Origin of the sequence: Neobacillus nitrireducens (assembly GCF_030915405.1) — a bacterium.
Taxonomy (GTDB): domain Bacteria; phylum Bacillota; class Bacilli; order Bacillales; family Cytobacillaceae; genus Neobacillus.
Genome location: NZ_CP133262.1, coordinates 3,981,865 through 4,002,098 on the forward strand (window position 1 = coordinate 3,981,865; position 20,234 = coordinate 4,002,098).

Genomic DNA, 20,234 nt, shown 5'->3' on the forward strand with positions numbered 1-20,234 from the left:
GTCCTACTCATGTTAATTTGTTCAAATAGAATAATTGACTATTAAAGTGATGATAGATAGGAGCGAAAGAAGTATGCAGGACAAACAATGTTCGTTAAAAGAAGCCGTGCAGATGATTCCGGATGGAAGTATGGTCACGTTCAGCGGATTTACCATTTGGCGACGTCCAATGGCTGCAATCTATGAAATGATTCGCCAAGATAAAAAAAATCTTCATTTAATAGAGGTCAACTCTGGATCACACTCTGAGATGATGATTGGTGCTGGCAATGTGTCTATTTGGGAATCATGCTGGATCGGTCATGAACTGTACGGAAAAGTTCCGTATTGTTTAGACAGGAAAATTAAATCAGGAGAAACGATCGCTGAAGATTACAGTCATCAACATATCCTTTACCGAATGCAGGCCGGAGCTGTTGGAGTTCCTTTTCTTCCAACCTGGGCTTCACGGGGAACAGACATTTTAAACCCTAATTATGACATGCTGGGAAAAGCAGGTCTAAGAGATGGGCAGAATCCTCATATCCCACGTCAAAAGTTTGGATACGCACAGGATCCATTTTACGATGAAGGTGAAATTATTCTTGTTCCTGCCGCTAAGCCGGATGTATGTATCATTCATGCCCAGCAGGTAGGGGAAGAGGGCACCGTTCGGGTGACGGGTCAGACATTTTCTGATGAACAAGCTGCAAAAGCAGCCGAAAAAGTCATTGTCATTGCTGAAGAAATTGTTCCGGAGTCCTATCTGCGTGAGGAACCAGACCGCAACTTGCTGCCAAGCTACTTGGTAGATGCGATTGTGGAAGTACCATGGGGAGCTCATCCAACCGGTATTTACGGCTGTTATGATGTGGACGCTCCTTTTATCAGTGATTTTGCAAAAGCCTCAAAAACTGAGGCCAATCTTGAGGCTTGGCTGGATGAATGGGTATACGGGGTCAGAAGCCATGATGAATATTTAGATAAACTGGATGTCTCTCGTCTGATGGCGTTGAAAGCGAACAGCTATTACAAATATAGTACACGAGTAGCAAGGGGGAGTAAGTAATGGAAAAGCTATTGGTGAAAAATACCGATTATGCTGCCCCTGGAGAATACACATCTGCTGATTTACTTGCCGTGGCCGCTGCCCGGGAAGTACAAAACAATGAGATCGTTTTTGCCGGAACCGGACTGCCGATGCTTGCAATTATGCTGGCCGGACAGACCAACGCACCTAATTGTAAGGTAATATACGAGGCGGGGACAATCGAATCCAGAGGTTCGTCACTTCCTTCCTCTGTGGGCGACCCGCGCTGTGTAAAGGGCTGTTCGATTGCCTCCGGATTATTGGATGTTTTCAATCAATTGCAAAGAGGGGTCGTTGACTTAGCCTTCTTAGGAGGTGCTGAAATCGACCAGTATGGAAATGTGAATACGACAGTTGTCGGCGATTATTTAAATCCGAGTGTACGCTTTCCCGGCAGCGGAGGAAATTCCGATATAAACTCTTTAGCAAAGAGAACTGTCTTCTTGATGGTTCAAGAAAAACGGCGCTTTAAAGAACAGGTCGACTATCTTACTTCACCTGGCTGGCGCGTTCGTCAATGGCCATCTGGCGAAATGGTCCACCGCCGTCAAGCGTACGGAAAAAAGTTTAACGGGGGACCTTCTGCTGTTATTTCGAACATGGCAGTGTATCGTTTTGATGAGGAAACCGGAAAAATGTATGTGGATACAATGCATTCTGGGGTAACAAAAGAAATCCTGCAGGAGCAAACTGGTTTTGCCCTTGACTTTTCTCGTTGCAAGGGAGAAACCTTGCCACCGACCTACGAAGAGCTGGATATCCTTTATCGAGTGGTTGACCCTGAAGGGATATTTCTCCCGAAAAAATAACAGGTAAAGAATCCCTTCTACTCACTTTCCGCCCCGAGAATCTTTTAAGGTATCGTACGGCGGGGCGGAAAGAATAAATATAACTACTTAATTCATGCAGTTTTATAGAGAATCTAGATGGAGAGGGAAAATGACATGGAATTTCAAACCTTAAAGATAAAGATTGAAAACCAGATTTCTTACATTACCATTGCCAATCCCCCGGTTAATGCGCTTAGTGTGCAAACACTTCGGGAATTGGAAAAGGCAATTGATTCAGCTGTAGAAGATTCTGAAGTAAAAGTAATCGTCCTTACCGGTGAAGGGAAATTCTTTATTGCAGGTGCGAATATCAAAGAATTATCAGATATTGAAACATCCCAAAAAGGGAGAGAGTACAGTCAATATGGGCAGTTTGTATTCAACAAGATAGAACAATCGCCAAAACCTGTTATTGCGATGATTAATGGCGCCTGTCTTGGCGGCGGATTAGAGATTGCCATGGCCACGCACATCCGAATAGCTGCTGAGTCAGCTAAATTAGGGTTGCCTGAGTTGAATTTAGGATTGATTCCAGGTTTTGGAGGAACCCAACGGTTTGCCCTTTTAACTGGCAGGGAAAAAGCTATTGAAATGATCCTCTCAAGCGATGCAATAACAGGAAAGGAAGCCTCCCGCATTGGTTTAGTTTCGAAAAGTGTTCCACTTGAGGACCTCGAAGCTACTGTTAGAAGCATGGCAGAAAAAATATCTGCAAAAAGTTCAGTAAGCATTTGCGCTGCTCTAACGGCTATTAACAGGGGAGTTAGCTATGGCCAGGAGCAAGGGTACTTAGTTGAAGCCGAATTGTTTGGAAATTTATTTACGAGTGAAGATGCAAAAGAAGGAATACATGCTTTTATCCAAAAGAGATCACCGGTATTTAAGAACTGTTAATTATTCTCAAACTTATGTAATTGGAGTGGCTGCTGATGAATATTCTGGTTCTATTAAAACAAACCTTTGATACTGAAGAGAAAATATCCATTCAAAATGGACAAATTGAAGAAGATGGCCGTGAATTTATTATTAATCCATATGATGAGTATGCCGTGGAAGAAGCCATTAAGCTAAAGGAAGAGCATGGGGGAGAAGTCACGGTGATTACCGTAGGTCCCGACCGTTCGGAAACTGCTCTTCGAACCGCTATGGCAATGGGAGTCGACAAAGGAATTCTTGTGGATGATGAAGCGCTTGTCAGTGACGAATATACGATTTCCAAGGTTTTATCAACGATTATTAAAGACCGGGCATATGACATCATCTTAACGGGTAATATGTCGGTGGATAATGGTGCTGGACAAGTCGGGATCCGCCTGGCAGAGGAATTAGGAATTACCCCACTTTCTACCGTTGTCAAATTGACGATTGAGGATGAAAAAGTAACGGTTGTAAGGGATGTGGAAGGAGATTCTGAAATAATTGAAACTCAACTGCCACTGCTTATAACTGCCCAGCAGGGCTTAAATGAACCACGCTATCCATCCCTGCCTGGCATTATGAAGGCCAAAAAGAAACCGATTGAAAGAATTGATGGAGATGATCTTGAAATTAGCCTTGCAGAAATTCAAGCAAAATCAATCATTATCGATCAGTTTATGCCAAAAGCAAAGGATGCAGGACGCATTTTAACAGGAGACCCAGCTAATCAAGTAAAAGAGCTTGTGCAAGTTCTACAAAATGAAGCAAAAGTCTTATAAGGGGGAAACAAACAAATGAGCAAAAAAGTTCTTGTATTAGCAGAGACTCGTGATGGGGGGCTAAGAAATGTTTCCCTTGAATCTTTATCTGCAGCAAAGAGGATAGTAGAAAAGGGAGAAGTTATTGCTGTTTTATTAGGAAGCGACACACCTCAGCATATTTCCACATTAGCTCAATATGGGGCTGATAAAGTATATGTTGTTTCGAATGATCAGGTAAATCAATATACATCCGATGCATATACTCAGGCCATAAGCCAGATATTTAAAGATATCGATCCCGACTTTGTATTTATGGGTCATACAGCTATCGGTAAGGATTTGGCTCCACGTGCTGCAGCTAGATTAGGTTTAGGACTCATTTCCGATTGTATAGATATAAATATAGAAGGAAATGATGTAGTTTTCACACGACCAATTTATGCAGGAAAGGCTTTCCAAAAGAAAAAGAGTGTTAATAATAAGGCATTTGCCACTATCCGCCCAAATAATATCCCTGTTCTTGAAGTGGATTCGAGCAAGACGGCTGAGGTTATTCATTTTTCCGTTGAGATTAAGAATCTGCGAACGATTGTAAAAGAAGTTGTCCGGAAAGCAGTTGGTGGTGTTGATTTATCCGAAGCTAAAATAGTAGTTTCGGGAGGAAGAGGGGTCAAAAGTCCCGAGGGCTTTTCCACATTGCAGGAATTGGCAAATGTATTAGGTGGAGCCGTCGGTGCCACTCGAGGTGCATGTGATGCTGAGTATTGCGATTATTCCATCCAGATTGGCCAAACAGGAAAGGTAGTAACCCCCGATCTATATATTGCATGCGGAATCTCTGGGGCCATTCAACATTTGGCCGGGATGTCCAATTCAAAAGTAGTGGTAGCAATAAATAAAGACCCGGAGGCACCAATTTTCCAGGTCGCCGATTACGGTATTGTTGGAGATTTGTTTGAAGTGATGCCTTTGTTAACGGAAGAACTTAAGAATATGTTTGTTGTATGCTAGAAAACCTCGAAGATAGTAATGATAAAAATATCTAAGATTCATAGAGAATGGACGGTGGAATACCGTCCATTCTAAACTCAAATTTTTAGGGGTGGAAAGTGAATGAACGCACTACCATTGCTTAACCTCGCAATTTTTCTTGCCGCAACTGGGTATGCTCTGTATCTTTTCGCACATCTTGTTTACAGCCGAATTACATTTATAAAACTAGGAAAACCAGCTAATTTGCGTGAAGATGCAGGGAAGCGACTAAATGTATTTCTCGTTAATGTTTTTGGACAAAAGAAAGTATTAAAGGATACCAAAAGCGGTTTGATGCATTTGGTTATATTTTATGGATTTATCCTAGTTCAATTTGGTGCAATTGATCTCATTTGGAAAGGATTAAAGCCAGGTTCACACCTGCCATTTGGTTCAGCATATCCTTATTTTTTGTTTTTTCAGGAAATAGTGGTCATTGCTGTTCTTGTTGCAATTCTTTACGCATGGTATCGTCGGAATGTAACGAAATTAAAACGTTTAAAACGCGGATGGAAAGCGAACCTAGTTGTCTACCTAATTACGACACTAATGATCAGTACACTTTTTGCTGATGCGACAGATATGATTTGGCAGGAATCTGGTACTGTATTATTTCTTTCGACACAGCCGATTGCCTCAAGTCTTGCTATTATTTTAACTTTTCTAGGTACGAAGGGAGCCATTGTATCCTTTTATGTTTTTTGGTGGATTCATTTATTAACAATATTATCTTTCCTAGTTTACGTACCACAGGGCAAACATGCACACTTAATCTTTGCCCCGTATAACTGGATTACGAAGGACAAATCCCGGCCGGTCGGTCGTTTAAGTTCTATTGATTTTGAAAAGCTAGAAGAAGAAGGAGCAGAAGAATTCGGCGTAGGGAAAATTGAGGATTTTACAAAATCTCAGTTGGTCGACCTATATGCATGTGTGGAATGCGGCCGCTGTACGAGCATGTGTCCGGCTGCTGGTACGGGAAAGACCTTGTCGCCAATGAATTTAATTTTAAAAATGCGCGATCACCTGACAGAGAAAGGGGCAGCTGTTACTAGACGTACACCATGGATGCCAGCGTATTCATTTAAGCATACAAAAGCAAATACACTGGCGGTTCAAGGGGCGAACTTGGCACATGATGAAGCAGCAGCTGCCACTGAGGGAACTTCAGCATTAAAGATACAATATGGTGTGGAATTAATTGGAGATGTGATCTCGGAAGAAGAAATTTGGGCGTGCACAACATGCCGAAATTGTGAAGACCAGTGCCCGGTTGGAAATGAACATTTGGGCTTTATTGTGGACATGCGCCGTTATCTTGTCATGACACAGGGCAAAATGCCTTCAGATGCGCAGCGTGCCTTAAGTAACATCGAACGCCAGAGCAATCCTTGGGGGATTAACAGAAAAGATCGGATAAAATGGAGATTGGGAATGGAGGAGATGGTACCGACCGTTAAAGAATTAAATGAATTTGAATATTTATTCTTTGTGGGCTCCATGGGGTCTTTTGACAACCGTACGATAAAAATCACGCAGTCTTTTATACGTGTGATGAATAAGGCTGGCATTAAATTTGCAATTCTCGGTAATGACGAGAAAAATTCGGGGGATACAGCCAGACGTCTTGGTAATGAAATGCTTTTCCAGCAGCTTGCTGTGGAAAATATTTCAACCTTCAAAAAGTACGGAGTGAAGAAAATTGTAACCATGGATCCACATGCATTCAATACCTTTAAAAACGAGTACCGGGAATTTGGACTTGAAGAAGTAGAAGTCTATCACCATACAGAGCTGCTTGCAAAGTGGATAGACGAAGGGCGTATCAAACCAGTAAATGCAGTAAAGGAACGTGTTACATATCATGATTCTTGCTATCTTGGCCGCTATAACGAAATATATGATGCTCCGCGAAAAATCCTATCCGCTATTCCAGGGATCAATATCATAGAGATGGAGCGTTCCGGTAGTGATAGTATGTGCTGTGGTGCTGGCGGAGGGATGATGTGGCAAGAAGAAAACCAGGGCATTCGCGTAAATATTGCCCGGACTGAACAAGCGCTTGCATTACAGCCAACCGCGATAGGAAGTGCATGTCCGTACTGTTTAACGATGTTCTCGGATGGGACAAAGGCAAAAGAAGTGGACGAAAAGGTCAAAACCCTTGATCTTGTGGAAATTTTGGAAAGTTCTCTAGTCTAGGGGATATCAAAAAAGGCTGCATATTTTCGACTGGATAGGTCCTAATATCAAAAGGTTTGCAATTTCAACAAAACCTCCTGTTTAGTGTAAACAGGGGGTTTTTTATGGTGTTCATCCTCTTCTATTTTTCCATTAAATGTCTAATTGTACAAAACCCTTCGAAAAATCGACAAAACTCATTCAAAAATGAACAAAACCCCATGAATTATGAACAAAACCCTTCGAAAAATCAACAAAATCCCAAAAAATCCATACAAAACAAAAACCCCACTCTAAAATAACGGCCAGAAAACTTCCCAGATATCATTTTTCATTCCCGAATCTCTCTCTATCGTGTAGAATAGAAAACAGGGGGGGATACGGATGAACTTAAAGGCTGGTTTATGGCAGCAGCAAACCTTAAAATTGGCGATGACGCAGGAGCTTTCACAGGCGATTGCATTGTTGCAGTACTCTGCCCATGAGTTAACTGCTTTTTTAGAAGATAAGGCACTTGAAAATCCCCTATTGCAGATTGATAATAGCAATATAAAGCCTATGAATCCGCTCATTGACCGCAATCGCCGCAAACATCAAAAGGCAGAAAAAGACTGGATTGATCAAATTGCTGACAAACCATTTTCACTTGAGGATTATTTACTCTCTCAATTAAAAATAACCAACTTATCGGCGGATCAATTACGGGTGATTCGTCATCTAATCCAGAATTTAGATGAAAACGGTTACTTTCTTGGTGATCAAACCGAAATTGCCCAAAAGCTGAGAATAGAGGAGGATTTAGTCGAAGAATGCCTGGCAATCATCCAAACACTCGAGCCGGCGGGTATCGGGGCAAGGAACCTACAAGAATGCCTGTTGATGCAAATATATTATCTAAATCCCGATAACGAATTAGCGCATAAGATCATCGCTGATTATTTCATTCCCTTCGTCGAAAAGAAATGGAAACCGATTGCGAAAGAACTGAAGATAACACTTAAGGAATTACAAGATATCTTTGACCAAATTCAAACATTAAATCCTAAGCCAGCTGCAATTTTAGGGAAAGAAGCAACGACCTATATTATCCCGGATGCCATTGTTGAGCAATCGAGCGACGGGTTAACCGTAAGGATGTCTGATGAGTCACTTCCTAGAATCAGTCTCAATGAGAAGTATTACCATAAATTCAAAGATCAAGATCAGCAGGTAAGCCGGTTTTTACAGGATAAACTTCAGGATTATCAGTGGATCCAAAAAAGTATTGAGCAGCGGAAAGAGACGCTGACAAGAGTTGTTGCCAAAATTATTGAAAAACAGGCTTCTTTTTTCCAAAAAGGGTCACAATATTTAGTACCAATGACGATGAAGGAAGTTGCTGCGGAACTTGATATTCATGAATCCACGGTTAGCCGAGCCGTCAGGGAAAAGTATGTGCAAACACCGATTGGAACGTTTGGATTAAAAACATTTTTTACTAGTACCATACAAACTGTATCAGATGACGAAAATACTTCGTCCACACAGGTAAAAAAGAAAATTGCCACTTTAATAGAAAAAGAGAATAAACAAAAACCGCTTTCGGACCAGGAAATTGTTGAACAACTTAAAACAGATGAAGGTATGGTTGTATCAAGACGAACGATTGCCAAATACCGGGATCAATTAGGTATTCCCTCTTCTTCGAAAAGAAAACGGTTTGACTGAAAGGACAAAAACGATGGAGCAAACGACAATCACATTATATACAAGAAAAAGCTGCCCACTATGTGACAAAGCAAAGGACACGCTTCTTGAACTAAATAGAGACTGGGACTTCACTTTAGAAGAAATTGATATTGAATCCAGTGATGATTTAACCGAACAATACGGGTTGATGATTCCGGTTGTATATATTGATGGAGTAGAAGCTGGTTTTGGTGTCATTAACAAATTTGACATAGGTAACCGTTTGCAAGAAAAAAAAGCCAATCTTAACAGTTGAAATAGATTTTCACACCTGTTACAATGAAAAACGTAGCAGGGGTGATTTTTTTTAGATGTAGTGGGACATTATATGTCTATGGTGGACGTTTTAAGGCCAACTACATATAATAAAGGAGCATGAGATTCATGCAGTCATTAATCGATATCCAAAAAAGATTATTACCCGACCTCCTACAGGTCCTACAGAAAAGATATTCTATCCTAAGATATATAGGTTTTATGCAGCCAGTAGGAAGACGGAGTTTAGCAGTAAGTCTGGGGTATACCGAAAGAGTTCTTCGAGGCGAGGTTGATTTCCTAAAGGAGCAAAATTTAATTTACACAAACAATGTGGGAATGAGTTTAACGACTGAAGGGAAAAATTTGCTAGAAGACTTGGAAGGTTTTATGCGTGAATTAAAGGGTATTGATGTAATGGAGTTGGAACTGAAGCACAAGCTAGGTATTAAAAAGGTTATCATTGTACCCGGCGATAGTGATGAATCGTTGATGGTCAAAGGTGAACTTGGCAAAGCAAGTGCAGTGTGCATGAAAAAGCTTCTCAGCGGAAAAAATATCATTGCTGTAACCGGCGGTTCAACAATGGCTGCTGTCGCAGAAAGACTTTCACCAGAGCTTACTCAAAAGGATTTATTGTTTGTCCCGGCCAGAGGCGGAGTAGGTGAGGACGTTCAAAATCAGGCGAATACGATTTGCTCAATTATGTCGAGAAACACCCATTCCAAGCATCGAGTGTTTTATGTACCTGATCAAGTCAGTACCGATATCTATGAATCGCTTATCAAAGAGCCCGACATTCATGAAGTTCTAAAACTTATTAAATCAGCTAGCATGGTTCTCCATGGAATTGGAGATGCTATCACAATGGCTGAACGGCGAAAATCCAACCCCGAGATTCTAAATATGCTTGAAAGCAGTAAAGCTGTGGGTGAAGCTTTTGGCTACTATTTTAACGAACAAGGCGAAATTGTTCATAAGGTTTTAACGATTGGCCTGCAGTTAGAGAATCTGGTTGGCATTCCGAATGTCATCGCCGTCGCGGGTGGAAACTCCAAGGCAAAGGCTATTAAGGCCTATTTAAAACAAGCACCAGCATCAACTATTTTAATCACAGATGAAGGTGCAGCAAGAAGTTTATTAAAAGGGTAAATCCTTTTTAAAATAAAAAACATCCTTACCCAATTTAAAGGAGGAAATTTATCATGACAGTAAAAGTTGGTATTAATGGATTTGGACGTATTGGTCGTAACGTATTCCGTGCGGCTTTAGGAAATAGCAATGTAGAAATCGTAGCAATTAATGACTTAACCGATGCAAATATGCTTGCACATCTTTTAAAATATGACACTGTTCACGGAACACTTCAAGAAGATGTTACAGTTGATGGTGAATACCTAGTAGTTGGCGGACAAAAAGTGAAGGTTCTTGCTGAGCGCGATCCTGCACAATTAGGCTGGGGCGGTCTTGGAGTTGATGTCGTAGTTGAATCAACTGGCCGTTTCACAAAGCGTGAAGATGCTGCGAAACATCTTGAAGCAGGCGCTAAAAAAGTAATCATCTCTGCACCAGCATCTAACGAAGATATCACTATCGTAATGGGTGTAAATGAAGACAAATACGATGCTAATAACCACCATGTTATTTCTAATGCATCTTGTACAACAAACTGTCTTGCTCCGTTTGCAAAAGTATTAAATGATACTTTTGGTATCAAACGTGGTATGATGACAACGATTCACTCTTACACAAATGACCAACAAATTCTTGACTTACCACACAAGGACTACCGTCGTGCACGTGCAGCAGCTGAAAACATGATTCCAACTTCAACTGGTGCGGCTAAAGCAGTTGCTCTTGTTTTACCAGAACTTAAAGGTAAATTAAACGGTATGGCAATGCGTGTTCCAACTCCAAACGTTTCAATCGTTGACTTAGTAATGGAGTTAGAAAAAGATGTAACAGCTGAAGATGTTAACGCAGCATTAAAAACAGCTGCTGAAGGCCCATTAAAAGGAATTTTAGCTTACAGTGACCTTCCACTAGTTTCAACTGATTATAACGGAGCGAAAGTTTCTTCAACTATTGATGCATTATCAACAATGGTTCTTGAAGGCAACATGGTAAAAGTATTATCTTGGTATGATAACGAAGTTGGTTATTCTAACCGCGTTGTTGACCTTGTTGGTTACCTTGCAGAAAAAGGACTTTAAAATAGCGGAACGGACGATGATTGGTTTCCAATCATAAGAAGTTGATAAATACAAAGGTTTTCCAAAGGGGAGCGGGGAGTATATGCCCCCCTCCCCTTTTTACTGATTTTAGATGCTGATTTTTCTAAAAAAGCAAACACTTTATGGAGGTCCTTTATGAATAAGAAAACTCTCAAAGATGTCGATGTAAAAGGTAAACGCGTATTTTGTCGAGTGGATTTTAACGTTCCAATGCAGGATGGAAAAATTACTGATGAAACGCGGATTCGTGCCGCACTTCCAACCATTCAATATCTAGTCGATCAAGGCGCTAAAGTCATTCTAGCAAGTCACTTCGGCCGTCCAAAAGGAAAAGTAGTCGAAGAAATGCGCTTAACTCCAGTTGGTGTCAGACTTTCTGAACTGCTTGGTAAAGACGTGAAGAAGGCAGATGAGGCTCATGGGGATTCTGTCAAAGCGTTGATTGGAACGATGACAGAAGGCGATGTCCTGCTGCTTGAAAATGTACGCTTCTACCCCGGTGAAGAAAAGAATGACCCGGAATTGGCAAAATCTTTTGCTGAACTAGCAGATGTATATGTAAATGATGCCTTTGGTGCCGCACACCGTGCCCATGCTTCAACTGAAGGAATTGCACATATTCTGCCGGCGGTTTCAGGTCTGCTGATGGAAAAAGAATTAGATGTATTAGGTAAAGCACTTTCCAATCCAGAACGTCCGTTTACAGCGATTATCGGTGGAGCAAAGGTTAAGGACAAGATTGGTGTTATTGAAAACCTATTAGAATTAGTTGATAACTTAATTATTGGCGGCGGACTTGCTTATACCTTTGTCAAAGCACAAGGCCATGAAGTCGGAAAATCATTGCTTGAAGCTGACAAAATTGATTTGGCAAAATCGTTTATTGAAAAAGCGAAGGCAAAAGGTGTTAATTTCTACATGCCTGTCGATGCGGTCGTTGCGGATGATTTCTCAGCAGATGCAAATTCTAAAGTCGTAGCGATTGAGGAAATTCCAGCGGACTGGGAAGCACTTGATATCGGACCGAAAACAGCCGAAATCTACCGCGATGTCATTCAAAAATCAAAACTAGTGATTTGGAATGGACCAATGGGCGTATTTGAAATCGATAAATTTGCTAACGGCACAAAAGCAGTTGCGGAAGCACTTGCCGAAGCAGAAGGTACATATTCAGTCATTGGCGGCGGAGACTCAGCAGCAGCAGTTGAAAAGTTCAACCTTGCAGAAAAAATGAGCCATATCTCCACAGGAGGCGGCGCTTCCCTTGAATTCATGGAAGGTAAAGCACTGCCAGGTGTAGTGGCCTTAAACGATAAATAATAGTTTTAGTTAATCATGGAAGGACGTGTAGTGTATGCGTAAACCAATTATTGCAGGTAACTGGAAAATGAACAAAACACTTTCTGAAGCAAAAAGCTTCGCTGAGGAAGTAAAAGGTCTCGTACCAGCGCCAGAAAAAATGGACTCAGTCATCTGTGCACCAGCTTTATTTTTACAAAGTCTTGTCGAAGTGACAGAAGGAACCAATGTAAAAATTGGTGCCCAAAATATGCACTTTGAAGAAAGTGGAGCATTTACTGGTGAAATCAGCCCAAATGCATTGGCTGACCTAACTGTTCAATATGTCATTATCGGACACTCAGAACGCCGTGAAATGTTTAATGAAACCGATGAATCAGTAAACAAGAAAACTCTTGCAGCTTTTAAATACAATTTAACACCGATTGTCTGCTGTGGTGAAACACTAGAACAGCGTGAAAATGGTGAAACCAACCAATTAGTTGGGGATCAAGTAGCGAAAGCACTAAAAGGCTTATCAGATGAACAAGTGAAGCAAACAGTCATCGCCTACGAACCAATTTGGGCAATTGGAACTGGTAAATCTTCAACTTCAGCAGATGCGAATGAAGTGTGTGCACATATTCGTCAGGTTGTCGCACAACAATTTTCACAAGATGTTGCGGATGCAGTAAGAATTCAGTATGGCGGTAGTGTCAAGCCTGAAAATATTAAAGAATACATGGCACAACCAGATATTGATGGTGCTTTAGTAGGCGGAGCAAGCCTTGAAGCACAATCCTTTTTACAGCTACTGGAGGCAGGTAGCTATGAGTAAATCTCCAGTTGCTCTGATCATCCTTGATGGCTTCGGATGCAGGGGCGAAACCAAAGGGAATGCAGTCGCACAATCAAAGAAACCTAATTTTGACCGTTTTTGGAGTGAATATCCACATTCTCATTTAACCGCATCTGGTGAGGCAGTCGGCCTTCCAGAAGGACAAATGGGTAACTCAGAGGTTGGACATTTGAATATTGGTGCCGGCCGGATTGTTTACCAAAGCTTAACACGAGTGAACATTGCGATTCGTGAAGGTGAATTTGAAAAAAATGAAACCTTTACAGGCGCAATGGAGCACGTCAAGAAAAATGGCACCGCCCTTCATTTATTCGGATTGCTGTCTGATGGCGGTGTACACAGCCATATTCAACATATGTTTGCCTTACTGAAGCTGGCAAAAGATGAAGGCGTCGAAAAGGTATATGTACATGCATTCCTTGACGGCCGTGATGTCGGTCAGAAAACAGCTGCTAAATTTATCCAGCAAACCTTGGATAAAATGAAGGAAATTGGTGTTGGTGAATTTGCAACAATTTCAGGGAGATACTACTCTATGGACCGTGATAAGCGCTGGGAGCGTGTCGAGAAATCGTACCGTTCGATGGTCTATGGTGAAGGCCCTACTTACACAAATCCTTTAGAAGTGGTGGAAGATTCTTATTCTCATGGAATCTTTGACGAATTCGTTATCCCGTCTGTTATTACTAAAGAAGATGGGCAACCTGTTGCTACGATTCAGGACAATGATGCGGTTATATTCTATAACTTCCGTCCTGACCGTGCGATTCAGATTTCGAATACATTTACAAATGATGACTTCCGTTCCTTTGACCGCGGACCAAAGCATCCAAAGGATTTGTTCTTCGTGTGCTTAACTCACTTCAGTGAATCAGTGGATGGATATGTTGCCTTCAAACCAACGAATTTAGATAACACACTTGGTGAAGTTTTAGCCCAAAACAACTTGAAGCAATTACGAATTGCTGAAACAGAGAAATACCCTCATGTCACGTTCTTTATGAGTGGCGGCCGTGAAGAAAAGTTCCCTGGTGAAGAGCGGATATTAATCAACTCTCCAAAGGTGGCAACCTATGATCTTCAGCCTGAAATGAGTGCTTACGAAGTAACGGATGCACTTTTAAAAGAAATTCAAGCAGATAAATTTGATGCCATTTTGCTAAACTTTGCGAATCCAGACATGGTCGGTCACTCAGGTATGCTTGAGCCAACGATTAAAGCGATTGAAACCGTCGATGAATGTCTAGGGAAAATTGTTGATTTAATCCTTGAAAAAGGTGGATCGGTGATTATTACCGCTGACCACGGAAATGCGGATGAAGTCATCACGCTTGAAGGCGATCCAATGACCGCACACACAACAAATCCTGTGCCGGTAATTGTGGCAAAACAAGGAATTCAATTACGAGATGGCGGGATTCTTGGGGATTTAGCGCCAACTATGTTAGACTTATTAGGTCTTCAACAGCCGGTCGAAATGACTGGGAAATCATTGATAAAGTAAACCAAAAATAAACTTAATTTTTAAGGAGAGATTTTACATGCCATTTATTGCAGACGTATACGCTCGTGAAGTACTAGATTCCCGCGGGAATCCTACAGTTGAAGTTGAAGTATTTACAGAATCAGGTGCATTTGGACGCGCTATGGTTCCAAGTGGTGCTTCTACTGGTGAATATGAAGCGGTTGAACTACGTGACGGTGACAAAGAACGTTACCTTGGAAAAGGCGTTCTAAAAGCAGTTGACAACGTAAATGAAATTATCGCTCCACATCTTGTAGGCGAAGAATTCAGCGTTCTTGACCAAGTTTCAGTTGACCAAGCTTTAATCGAGCTTGATGGCACAGAAAACAAAGGTAAATTAGGTGCAAACGCAATCCTTGGTGTATCAATGGCGGTTGCTCATGCAGCAGCAAATTACTTAGATATTCCTTTATACCAATACCTTGGCGGTTTTAACTCTAAGCAGCTTCCAGTGCCAATGATGAACATCGTTAACGGTGGGGAACATGCGGATAACAACGTAGATATTCAAGAATTCATGATTATGCCTGTTGGTGCTCCAAACTTTAAAGAAGCACTTCGTATGGGTGCAGAAATTTTCCATACATTAAAATCAGTACTTAAAGGCAAAGGCCTGAATACTGCTGTTGGTGACGAAGGCGGATTTGCTCCAAACTTAGGATCAAACGAAGAAGCTCTTCAAACGATTGTTGAAGCAATTGAAAAAGCTGGCTACAAGCCTGGTGAAGAAGTTATGCTTGCAATGGATGCTGCATCTTCTGAGTTCTACAACAAAGAAGACGGAAAATACCATCTTGCTGGAGAAGGTGTTGTCAAGACTTCTGCTGAAATGGTTGACTGGTACGAAGAACTTTCTTCTAAATACCCAATCGTTTCTATCGAAGACGGTTTAGATGAAAATGACTGGGAAGGTCACAAACTTCTAACGGAACGCCTTGGCAAAAAAGTTCAATTAGTGGGTGATGATTTATTCGTTACCAATACTCGTAAGCTTGCTGAAGGTATTGAAAAAGGAATCGGTAACTCCATCCTTATCAAAGTTAACCAAATTGGTACCCTTACTGAAACATTTGACGCAATTGAAATGGCGAAACGTGCTGGTTACACTGCTGTCATCTCTCACCGTTCAGGTGAAACAGAAGACAACACTATTGCTGACATCGCTGTTGCAACAAATGCAGGTCAAATCAAGACTGGTGCGCCATCTCGTACAGACCGTGTGGCAAAGTACAACCAATTGCTTCGTATTGAAGATCAATTAGGTGAAACTGCTCAATACTTAGGTAAGAAAACTTTCTACAACCTAAGCAAATAATTTCCCATGTGAATATAGAGGCACACATTTTCGGATGTGTGCCTTTTAAACATTTCTGTGAACCTTATTGTTTTGAAGGACAAAATGTGATAAATTTAATTTACTGTGAATTGTACGTCTAACAGGAGGTGGCCTTTATGCATACATTAGTTGTAATCTTATTAGTAATCGTAAGTATCGGACTTATTGGTGTTGTTATACTTCAATCAGGTAAAAGCGCTGGATTATCCGGTGCCATTTCAGGTGGTGCTGAATCATTATTTGGTAAGCAAAAAGCTCGAGGACTTGACTTGATTCTGCATCGTATTACGGTTGTATTATCCGTATTATTTATTCTGCTTGCTATTGCAGTAACTTACTTTAAAATCTAATATGTACACTCAACCTGGCCTGAGCGCCAGGTTTTTTGTTTTTTAAGTTAGCAAGGCTGTGGATTTCCGTTCCAGGCGCTTGCGGTAAAATAATTCCCGGTTCTATAAGCGTTTTTCTGGCATGTTCATGCTTGCTTTGCTAAAACTAAACTAATGACTTGAAATTAAGGGAGTTTTTATCATGAAAGTTGCTACACCGAAGCCATTTACCTTTAAAGGAGGAAAACGAGCGGTTCTCCTCTTACATGGCTTTACTGGAAATTCAGCTGATGTTCGCATGTTAGGGCGTTTTTTAGAAAAAAAAGGCTACACCTGTCATGCTCCGCATTACAAAGGGCATGGCGTTCCACCGGAAGAGCTTGTTCATACAGGTCCTGAAGATTGGTGGCAGGATGTCTTAAAGGGCTATGATTTTTTAAAAAATAAAGGCCACGCAGAAATTGCAGTGGCGGGATTGTCACTTGGCGGCGTATTTTCTTTGAAATTGGGATACACTGTACCTATAAAAGCGATTGTATCAATGTGCGCACCGATGCATATAAAAAGTGAAGGGGTCATGTATGAAGGAATTCTCGAATATGCTCGGGAATTTAAAAAACGTGAAGGAAAAACAGACGAGCAAATCGAAATGGAAATGAATGAGTTTAAGAAAACACCGATGAAAACATTAAGAGCACTACAGGCATTAATCGCCGATGTGCGTGAAAATGTGGATATGATCTATGCGCCTACGTTTGTCGTTCAGGCACGTCATGACAACATGATAAACACAGAAAGTGCGAACATTATATACAACGAAATCGAATCAGTTGACAAGGAATTAAAATGGTATGAGGAGTCTGGTCATGTGATCACGCTCGATAAAGAACGGGAACAATTGCATGAGGATGTCTATGCATTTTTAGAAAAACTCGACTGGCACGATTAACAAAGCACCTATAAAGGAGGATTAGATTTGGAAGATAATATACAAATGCATATTGATAGGGTACTACAATATATGAAGGATGAGGCTTACAAGCCATTAACCGTACAGGAACTTGAGACAGCCTTTGGCATCCAAGATTCAAGCGATTTTAAAGAGTTTGTGAAAGCACTCGTCCAAATGGAGGAGAAAGGGTTAGTTGTCAGAACGCGCAGTAACCGTTATGGACTGCCGGAGAAAATGAACTTAATTCGCGGTAAGCTTATCGGTCATGCAAAAGGATTTGCCTTTGTCGCACCGGATGAGCCAGGAATGGATGATATCTTTATTCCGCCTAATGAAACCAATACGGCGATGCATGGGGATATCGTTTTAGCGCGTGTTTCTTCTGAAAGCGCGGGGCAACGCAGGGAAGGCAGCATTATCCGTATTATAGAACGTGGTGTCCAGCAAATTGTTGGAACGTATGTGGAAAGCAAAAGCTTTGGCTTTGTCATTCCAGATGATAAAAAATTTGCGAGTGATATTTTCATTCCAAAGGCAGCGTCTAAAGGAGCAGTCGAGGGACATAAAGTGGTTGTGAAGCTAGTAACCTATCCAGAAGGCCGCAAAAGTGCTGAGGGCGAAGTCATTACAATTCTCGGGCACAAAAACGACCCAGGCGTGGACATTCTTTCCGTCATACATAAACACGGTTTACCGATGGCCTTTCCTGACGAGGTGTTAAAACAAGCAAACGAGGTGCCTGACACCATTGATGAAAGTGAATTAGCCAACCGCCGTGACCTTAGGAATGAAACGATCGTCACGATTGACGGTGCCGACGCGAAAGACCTAGATGATGCAGTAACGGTGACCAAGCTTGCGAATGGCAACTATAAGCTGGGCGTCCATATTGCTGATGTTAGCTATTATGTAAAAGAAGGCACACCGATTGACCTCGAAGCAGAGGAACGGGCGACGAGTGTGTATTTAGTCGACCGGGTGATCCCGATGATTCCACACCGTTTATCGAATGGAATTTGTTCCTTAAATCCGAAAGTAGACCGTCTGGTGTTATCTTGCGAAATGGAAATTAACTCGGAGGGCGCAGTTGTTTCGCATGAGATTTTTCAATCTGTAATTAAAACAACCGAGCGGATGACCTATTCAGATGTGAATCTGATTCTGGCTGAACATGATGAAGCAACACGCACGCGTTACGAACCGCTCGTGCCAATGTTTGAAATGATGGAGGAGTTAGCCGCTATCTTACGGAACAAACGGATGAAGCGGGGCGCGATTGACTTTGATTTTAAAGAATCTAAGATTCTGGTCGATGAGGAAGGAAAGCCCACTGATGTGGTTCTTCGGGAGCGCTCGGTAGCAGAAAAGCTAATTGAAGAGTTTATGTTGGCCGCAAATGAAACAGTGGCAGAGCATTTCCATTGGATGGAGGTTCCCTTTATTTACCGTATCCACGAGGATCCAAAGGAAGATAAACTGCGCAGATTTTTCGAGTTTATCACCAACTTTGGCTACATCGTAAAAGGGACTGCAAATGATGTTCATCCGAAGGCACTCCAAGAGATTATTGAAGAAGTGCAAGGTAAACCTGAGGAAATGGTGGTCTCGAAGGTGATGCTTCGCTCAATGCAGCAGGCCAAATATGATCCGGAAAGTCTCGGACATTTTGGTTTATCAACCGAGTTCTATACCCACTTCACCTCACCGATTCGCCGTTATCCGGATACCATTGTGCATCGCTTAATCCGGACATACTTAATCGAAGGAAAGCTTGATTCAACCACCCAGGAAAAATGGAATGTGCGCTTACCTGAGATTGCTGATCATTCTTCAAAAATGGAGCGCCGCTCTGTGGATGCTGAGCGGGAAACGGATGATTTGAAGAAAGCTGAATTTATGGAAGACAAGATTGGTGTTGAGTACGACGGCATTATCAGCTCTGTAACGAATTTCGGTATGTTTGTGGAGCTGCCAAATACCATTGAAGGACTTGTCCATGTCAGCTATATGACCGATGATTATTATCGCTATGATGAGCGCCAACTGGCGATGATTGGCGAGCGGACAGGGAATGTGTTCCGAATTGGCGACGAGATTACCATTCGTGTTGTAAAAGTCAATAAGGATGAGCGTGCGATTGATTTTGAAATTGTAGGCATGAAGGGTACTCCTCGTCGCGAACGGTCAGAAACGCCAAGGGTCTTCAGTACGGGCAGTGATACCAAGAAGCCGCGGAGGAATAAGCAGCAGGGCGGCAGTGGTGGTCGCGGCCAAGGTCAAGGCAGCAGTGGAGGTCGTGGTCAAGGTGGCGGCAATAGTCGTGGTCAAGGCCAAGGCGGAGGTTCCAATGCTAAGTCTGAAGGCGGCAGCGGTCAAGGAAATAAAGTAAAGAAGAAACGTAAATTTTATGATAATGTGCCTAAAAACAAAAGTACGAAGCGGAAAAATAAATAATCCTAACGGGAGCCCATGATCTAGTTATGGGTTCCGTTAACTATTACAAACATTAATACTGTAATGCAAAATGACCTTCAAATTGTATGGCAATTTGGAGGTATATTTTTGTAGATATAAAGGGATTTCGATAAACGGAGAAATTCCGGCTAAATTGGGAAATACCCATATTTCCTTAAAAATAAGGGTAGTTATTCAGCTTATATGATCCAAATCTTTAGATTTTGTCTTATTAAGAGTAGCTAATCGGAATAACTCCGCTTATATCCGCTTCACAAGCTTCCTCTATATACATTAGGCGGAAATTCTCCGCCTATGAATTCTCAAATCTACTCACCTTACAAATTGCCCTACATTTTATAGTGCAAAAATGATTACATTTTGGTTTGCATTTTCCTTTGCAATAAGCTGACGTATTGCGACAGGAAACGGAAACCTTTAATGAGTTAGGGCTCTCTTTCAATTGTAGTAGCTATTATATTCTGCTAAAATA

At 41.6% G+C, this 20,234-nt stretch carries 17 protein-coding genes; all 17 read left to right on the top strand.

Going from position 1 to position 20,234, the window contains the following annotated elements; all coding sequences use genetic code 11:
* The first annotated feature begins 73 nt into the window (after positions 1–73).
* The 17 genes from RCG22_RS19190 (at position 74) to rnr (ending at position 19,741) form a co-directional block, all read left to right on the top strand.
* Complete coding sequence (locus tag RCG22_RS19190) at positions 74–1,048, top strand: CoA transferase subunit A (protein ID WP_308104265.1); 975 nt, start codon at positions 74–76, stop codon at positions 1,046–1,048.
* Positions 1,048–1,878, top strand: a complete 831-nt coding sequence (locus tag RCG22_RS19195) for a CoA-transferase subunit beta (protein WP_308104266.1) — start codon at positions 1,048–1,050, stop codon at positions 1,876–1,878. Before RCG22_RS19190 ends, RCG22_RS19195 begins: the two co-directional genes overlap by 1 nt.
* A 135-nt stretch (positions 1,879–2,013) precedes the next feature.
* The gene (locus RCG22_RS19200) at positions 2,014–2,793 is read left to right on the top strand and encodes an enoyl-CoA hydratase (RefSeq protein WP_308104267.1); all 780 of its coding nucleotides are present in this window, start codon (positions 2,014–2,016) and stop codon (positions 2,791–2,793) included.
* A 35-nt stretch (positions 2,794–2,828) separates the two neighbouring features.
* The gene (locus RCG22_RS19205; RefSeq protein ID WP_308104268.1) at positions 2,829–3,596 is read left to right on the top strand and encodes an electron transfer flavoprotein subunit beta/FixA family protein; all 768 of its coding nucleotides are present in this window, start codon (positions 2,829–2,831) and stop codon (positions 3,594–3,596) included.
* A gap of 15 nt (positions 3,597–3,611) precedes the next feature.
* Complete coding sequence (locus RCG22_RS19210) at positions 3,612–4,589, top strand: electron transfer flavoprotein subunit alpha/FixB family protein (protein ID WP_308104269.1); 978 nt, start codon at positions 3,612–3,614, stop codon at positions 4,587–4,589.
* A 102-nt stretch (positions 4,590–4,691) separates the two neighbouring features.
* Entirely contained in the window at positions 4,692–6,812 is a 2,121-nt protein-coding gene (locus tag RCG22_RS19215) for a (Fe-S)-binding protein (protein WP_308104270.1), read from the top strand.
* A gap of 363 nt (positions 6,813–7,175) precedes the next feature.
* A complete protein-coding gene (gene rpoN / locus RCG22_RS19220; RefSeq protein WP_308104271.1) occupies positions 7,176–8,498 on the top strand; it encodes an RNA polymerase factor sigma-54 in 1,323 nt (440 codons plus the stop codon).
* 13 nt (positions 8,499–8,511) lie between these two features.
* Entirely contained in the window at positions 8,512–8,775 is a 264-nt protein-coding gene (locus RCG22_RS19225; RefSeq protein ID WP_098260066.1) for a glutaredoxin family protein, read from the top strand.
* A 128-nt stretch (positions 8,776–8,903) separates the two neighbouring features.
* On the top strand, positions 8,904–9,926 hold the full coding sequence (locus tag RCG22_RS19230) for a sugar-binding transcriptional regulator (RefSeq protein WP_098260031.1): 1,023 nt from the start codon (positions 8,904–8,906) through the stop codon (positions 9,924–9,926).
* Between the two features lie 53 nt (positions 9,927–9,979).
* Complete coding sequence (gene gap / locus RCG22_RS19235) at positions 9,980–10,987, top strand: type I glyceraldehyde-3-phosphate dehydrogenase (RefSeq protein ID WP_098260030.1); 1,008 nt, start codon at positions 9,980–9,982, stop codon at positions 10,985–10,987.
* A gap of 156 nt (positions 10,988–11,143) precedes the next feature.
* Complete coding sequence (locus RCG22_RS19240; RefSeq protein WP_308104272.1) at positions 11,144–12,328, top strand: phosphoglycerate kinase; 1,185 nt, start codon at positions 11,144–11,146, stop codon at positions 12,326–12,328.
* Positions 12,329–12,362: 34 nt separating this feature from the next.
* Positions 12,363–13,124 (top strand): triose-phosphate isomerase, encoded by a 762-nt coding sequence (gene tpiA, locus RCG22_RS19245; RefSeq protein ID WP_166253097.1) that lies wholly within the window; start codon positions 12,363–12,365, stop codon positions 13,122–13,124.
* Positions 13,117–14,649: a 2,3-bisphosphoglycerate-independent phosphoglycerate mutase gene (gene gpmI / locus RCG22_RS19250; RefSeq protein ID WP_308104273.1), complete on the top strand. Its 1,533-nt coding sequence runs from the start codon at positions 13,117–13,119 to the stop codon at positions 14,647–14,649. The genes tpiA and gpmI overlap by 8 nt, the downstream gene beginning before the upstream one ends.
* Positions 14,650–14,686: 37 nt before the next feature.
* Positions 14,687–15,985: a phosphopyruvate hydratase gene (gene eno, locus RCG22_RS19255; RefSeq protein ID WP_088089549.1), complete on the top strand. Its 1,299-nt coding sequence runs from the start codon at positions 14,687–14,689 to the stop codon at positions 15,983–15,985.
* Between the two features lie 137 nt (positions 15,986–16,122).
* Positions 16,123–16,356: a preprotein translocase subunit SecG gene (secG, locus tag RCG22_RS19260; protein WP_166253105.1), complete on the top strand. Its 234-nt coding sequence runs from the start codon at positions 16,123–16,125 to the stop codon at positions 16,354–16,356.
* Positions 16,357–16,537: 181 nt separating this feature from the next.
* A complete protein-coding gene (locus RCG22_RS19265) occupies positions 16,538–17,284 on the top strand; it encodes an alpha/beta hydrolase (RefSeq protein WP_308104274.1) in 747 nt (248 codons plus the stop codon).
* 27 nt (positions 17,285–17,311) lie between these two features.
* The gene (rnr, locus tag RCG22_RS19270) at positions 17,312–19,741 is read left to right on the top strand and encodes a ribonuclease R (RefSeq protein WP_308104275.1); all 2,430 of its coding nucleotides are present in this window, start codon (positions 17,312–17,314) and stop codon (positions 19,739–19,741) included.
* Positions 19,742–20,234 lie beyond the last annotated feature (493 nt).

What these genes read in the sequence shown, in the direction of transcription:
- RCG22_RS19190 (WP_308104265.1), top strand. Translation starts at nt 74, where the DNA reads ATGCAGGACAAACAATGTTCGTTAAAAGAAGCCGTGCAGATGATTCCG.
- RCG22_RS19195 (WP_308104266.1), top strand. Translation starts at nt 1,048, where the DNA reads ATGGAAAAGCTATTGGTGAAAAATACCGATTATGCTGCCCCTGGAGAA.
- RCG22_RS19200 (WP_308104267.1), top strand. Translation starts at nt 2,014, where the DNA reads ATGGAATTTCAAACCTTAAAGATAAAGATTGAAAACCAGATTTCTTAC.
- RCG22_RS19205 (WP_308104268.1), top strand. Translation starts at nt 2,829, where the DNA reads ATGAATATTCTGGTTCTATTAAAACAAACCTTTGATACTGAAGAGAAA.
- RCG22_RS19210 (WP_308104269.1), top strand. Translation starts at nt 3,612, where the DNA reads ATGAGCAAAAAAGTTCTTGTATTAGCAGAGACTCGTGATGGGGGGCTA.
- RCG22_RS19215 (WP_308104270.1), top strand. Translation starts at nt 4,692, where the DNA reads ATGAACGCACTACCATTGCTTAACCTCGCAATTTTTCTTGCCGCAACT.
- rpoN (WP_308104271.1), top strand. Translation starts at nt 7,176, where the DNA reads ATGAACTTAAAGGCTGGTTTATGGCAGCAGCAAACCTTAAAATTGGCG.
- RCG22_RS19225 (WP_098260066.1), top strand. Translation starts at nt 8,512, where the DNA reads ATGGAGCAAACGACAATCACATTATATACAAGAAAAAGCTGCCCACTA.
- RCG22_RS19230 (WP_098260031.1), top strand. Translation starts at nt 8,904, where the DNA reads ATGCAGTCATTAATCGATATCCAAAAAAGATTATTACCCGACCTCCTA.
- gap (WP_098260030.1), top strand. Translation starts at nt 9,980, where the DNA reads ATGACAGTAAAAGTTGGTATTAATGGATTTGGACGTATTGGTCGTAAC.
- RCG22_RS19240 (WP_308104272.1), top strand. Translation starts at nt 11,144, where the DNA reads ATGAATAAGAAAACTCTCAAAGATGTCGATGTAAAAGGTAAACGCGTA.
- tpiA (WP_166253097.1), top strand. Translation starts at nt 12,363, where the DNA reads ATGCGTAAACCAATTATTGCAGGTAACTGGAAAATGAACAAAACACTT.
- gpmI (WP_308104273.1), top strand. Translation starts at nt 13,117, where the DNA reads ATGAGTAAATCTCCAGTTGCTCTGATCATCCTTGATGGCTTCGGATGC.
- eno (WP_088089549.1), top strand. Translation starts at nt 14,687, where the DNA reads ATGCCATTTATTGCAGACGTATACGCTCGTGAAGTACTAGATTCCCGC.
- secG (WP_166253105.1), top strand. Translation starts at nt 16,123, where the DNA reads ATGCATACATTAGTTGTAATCTTATTAGTAATCGTAAGTATCGGACTT.
- RCG22_RS19265 (WP_308104274.1), top strand. Translation starts at nt 16,538, where the DNA reads ATGAAAGTTGCTACACCGAAGCCATTTACCTTTAAAGGAGGAAAACGA.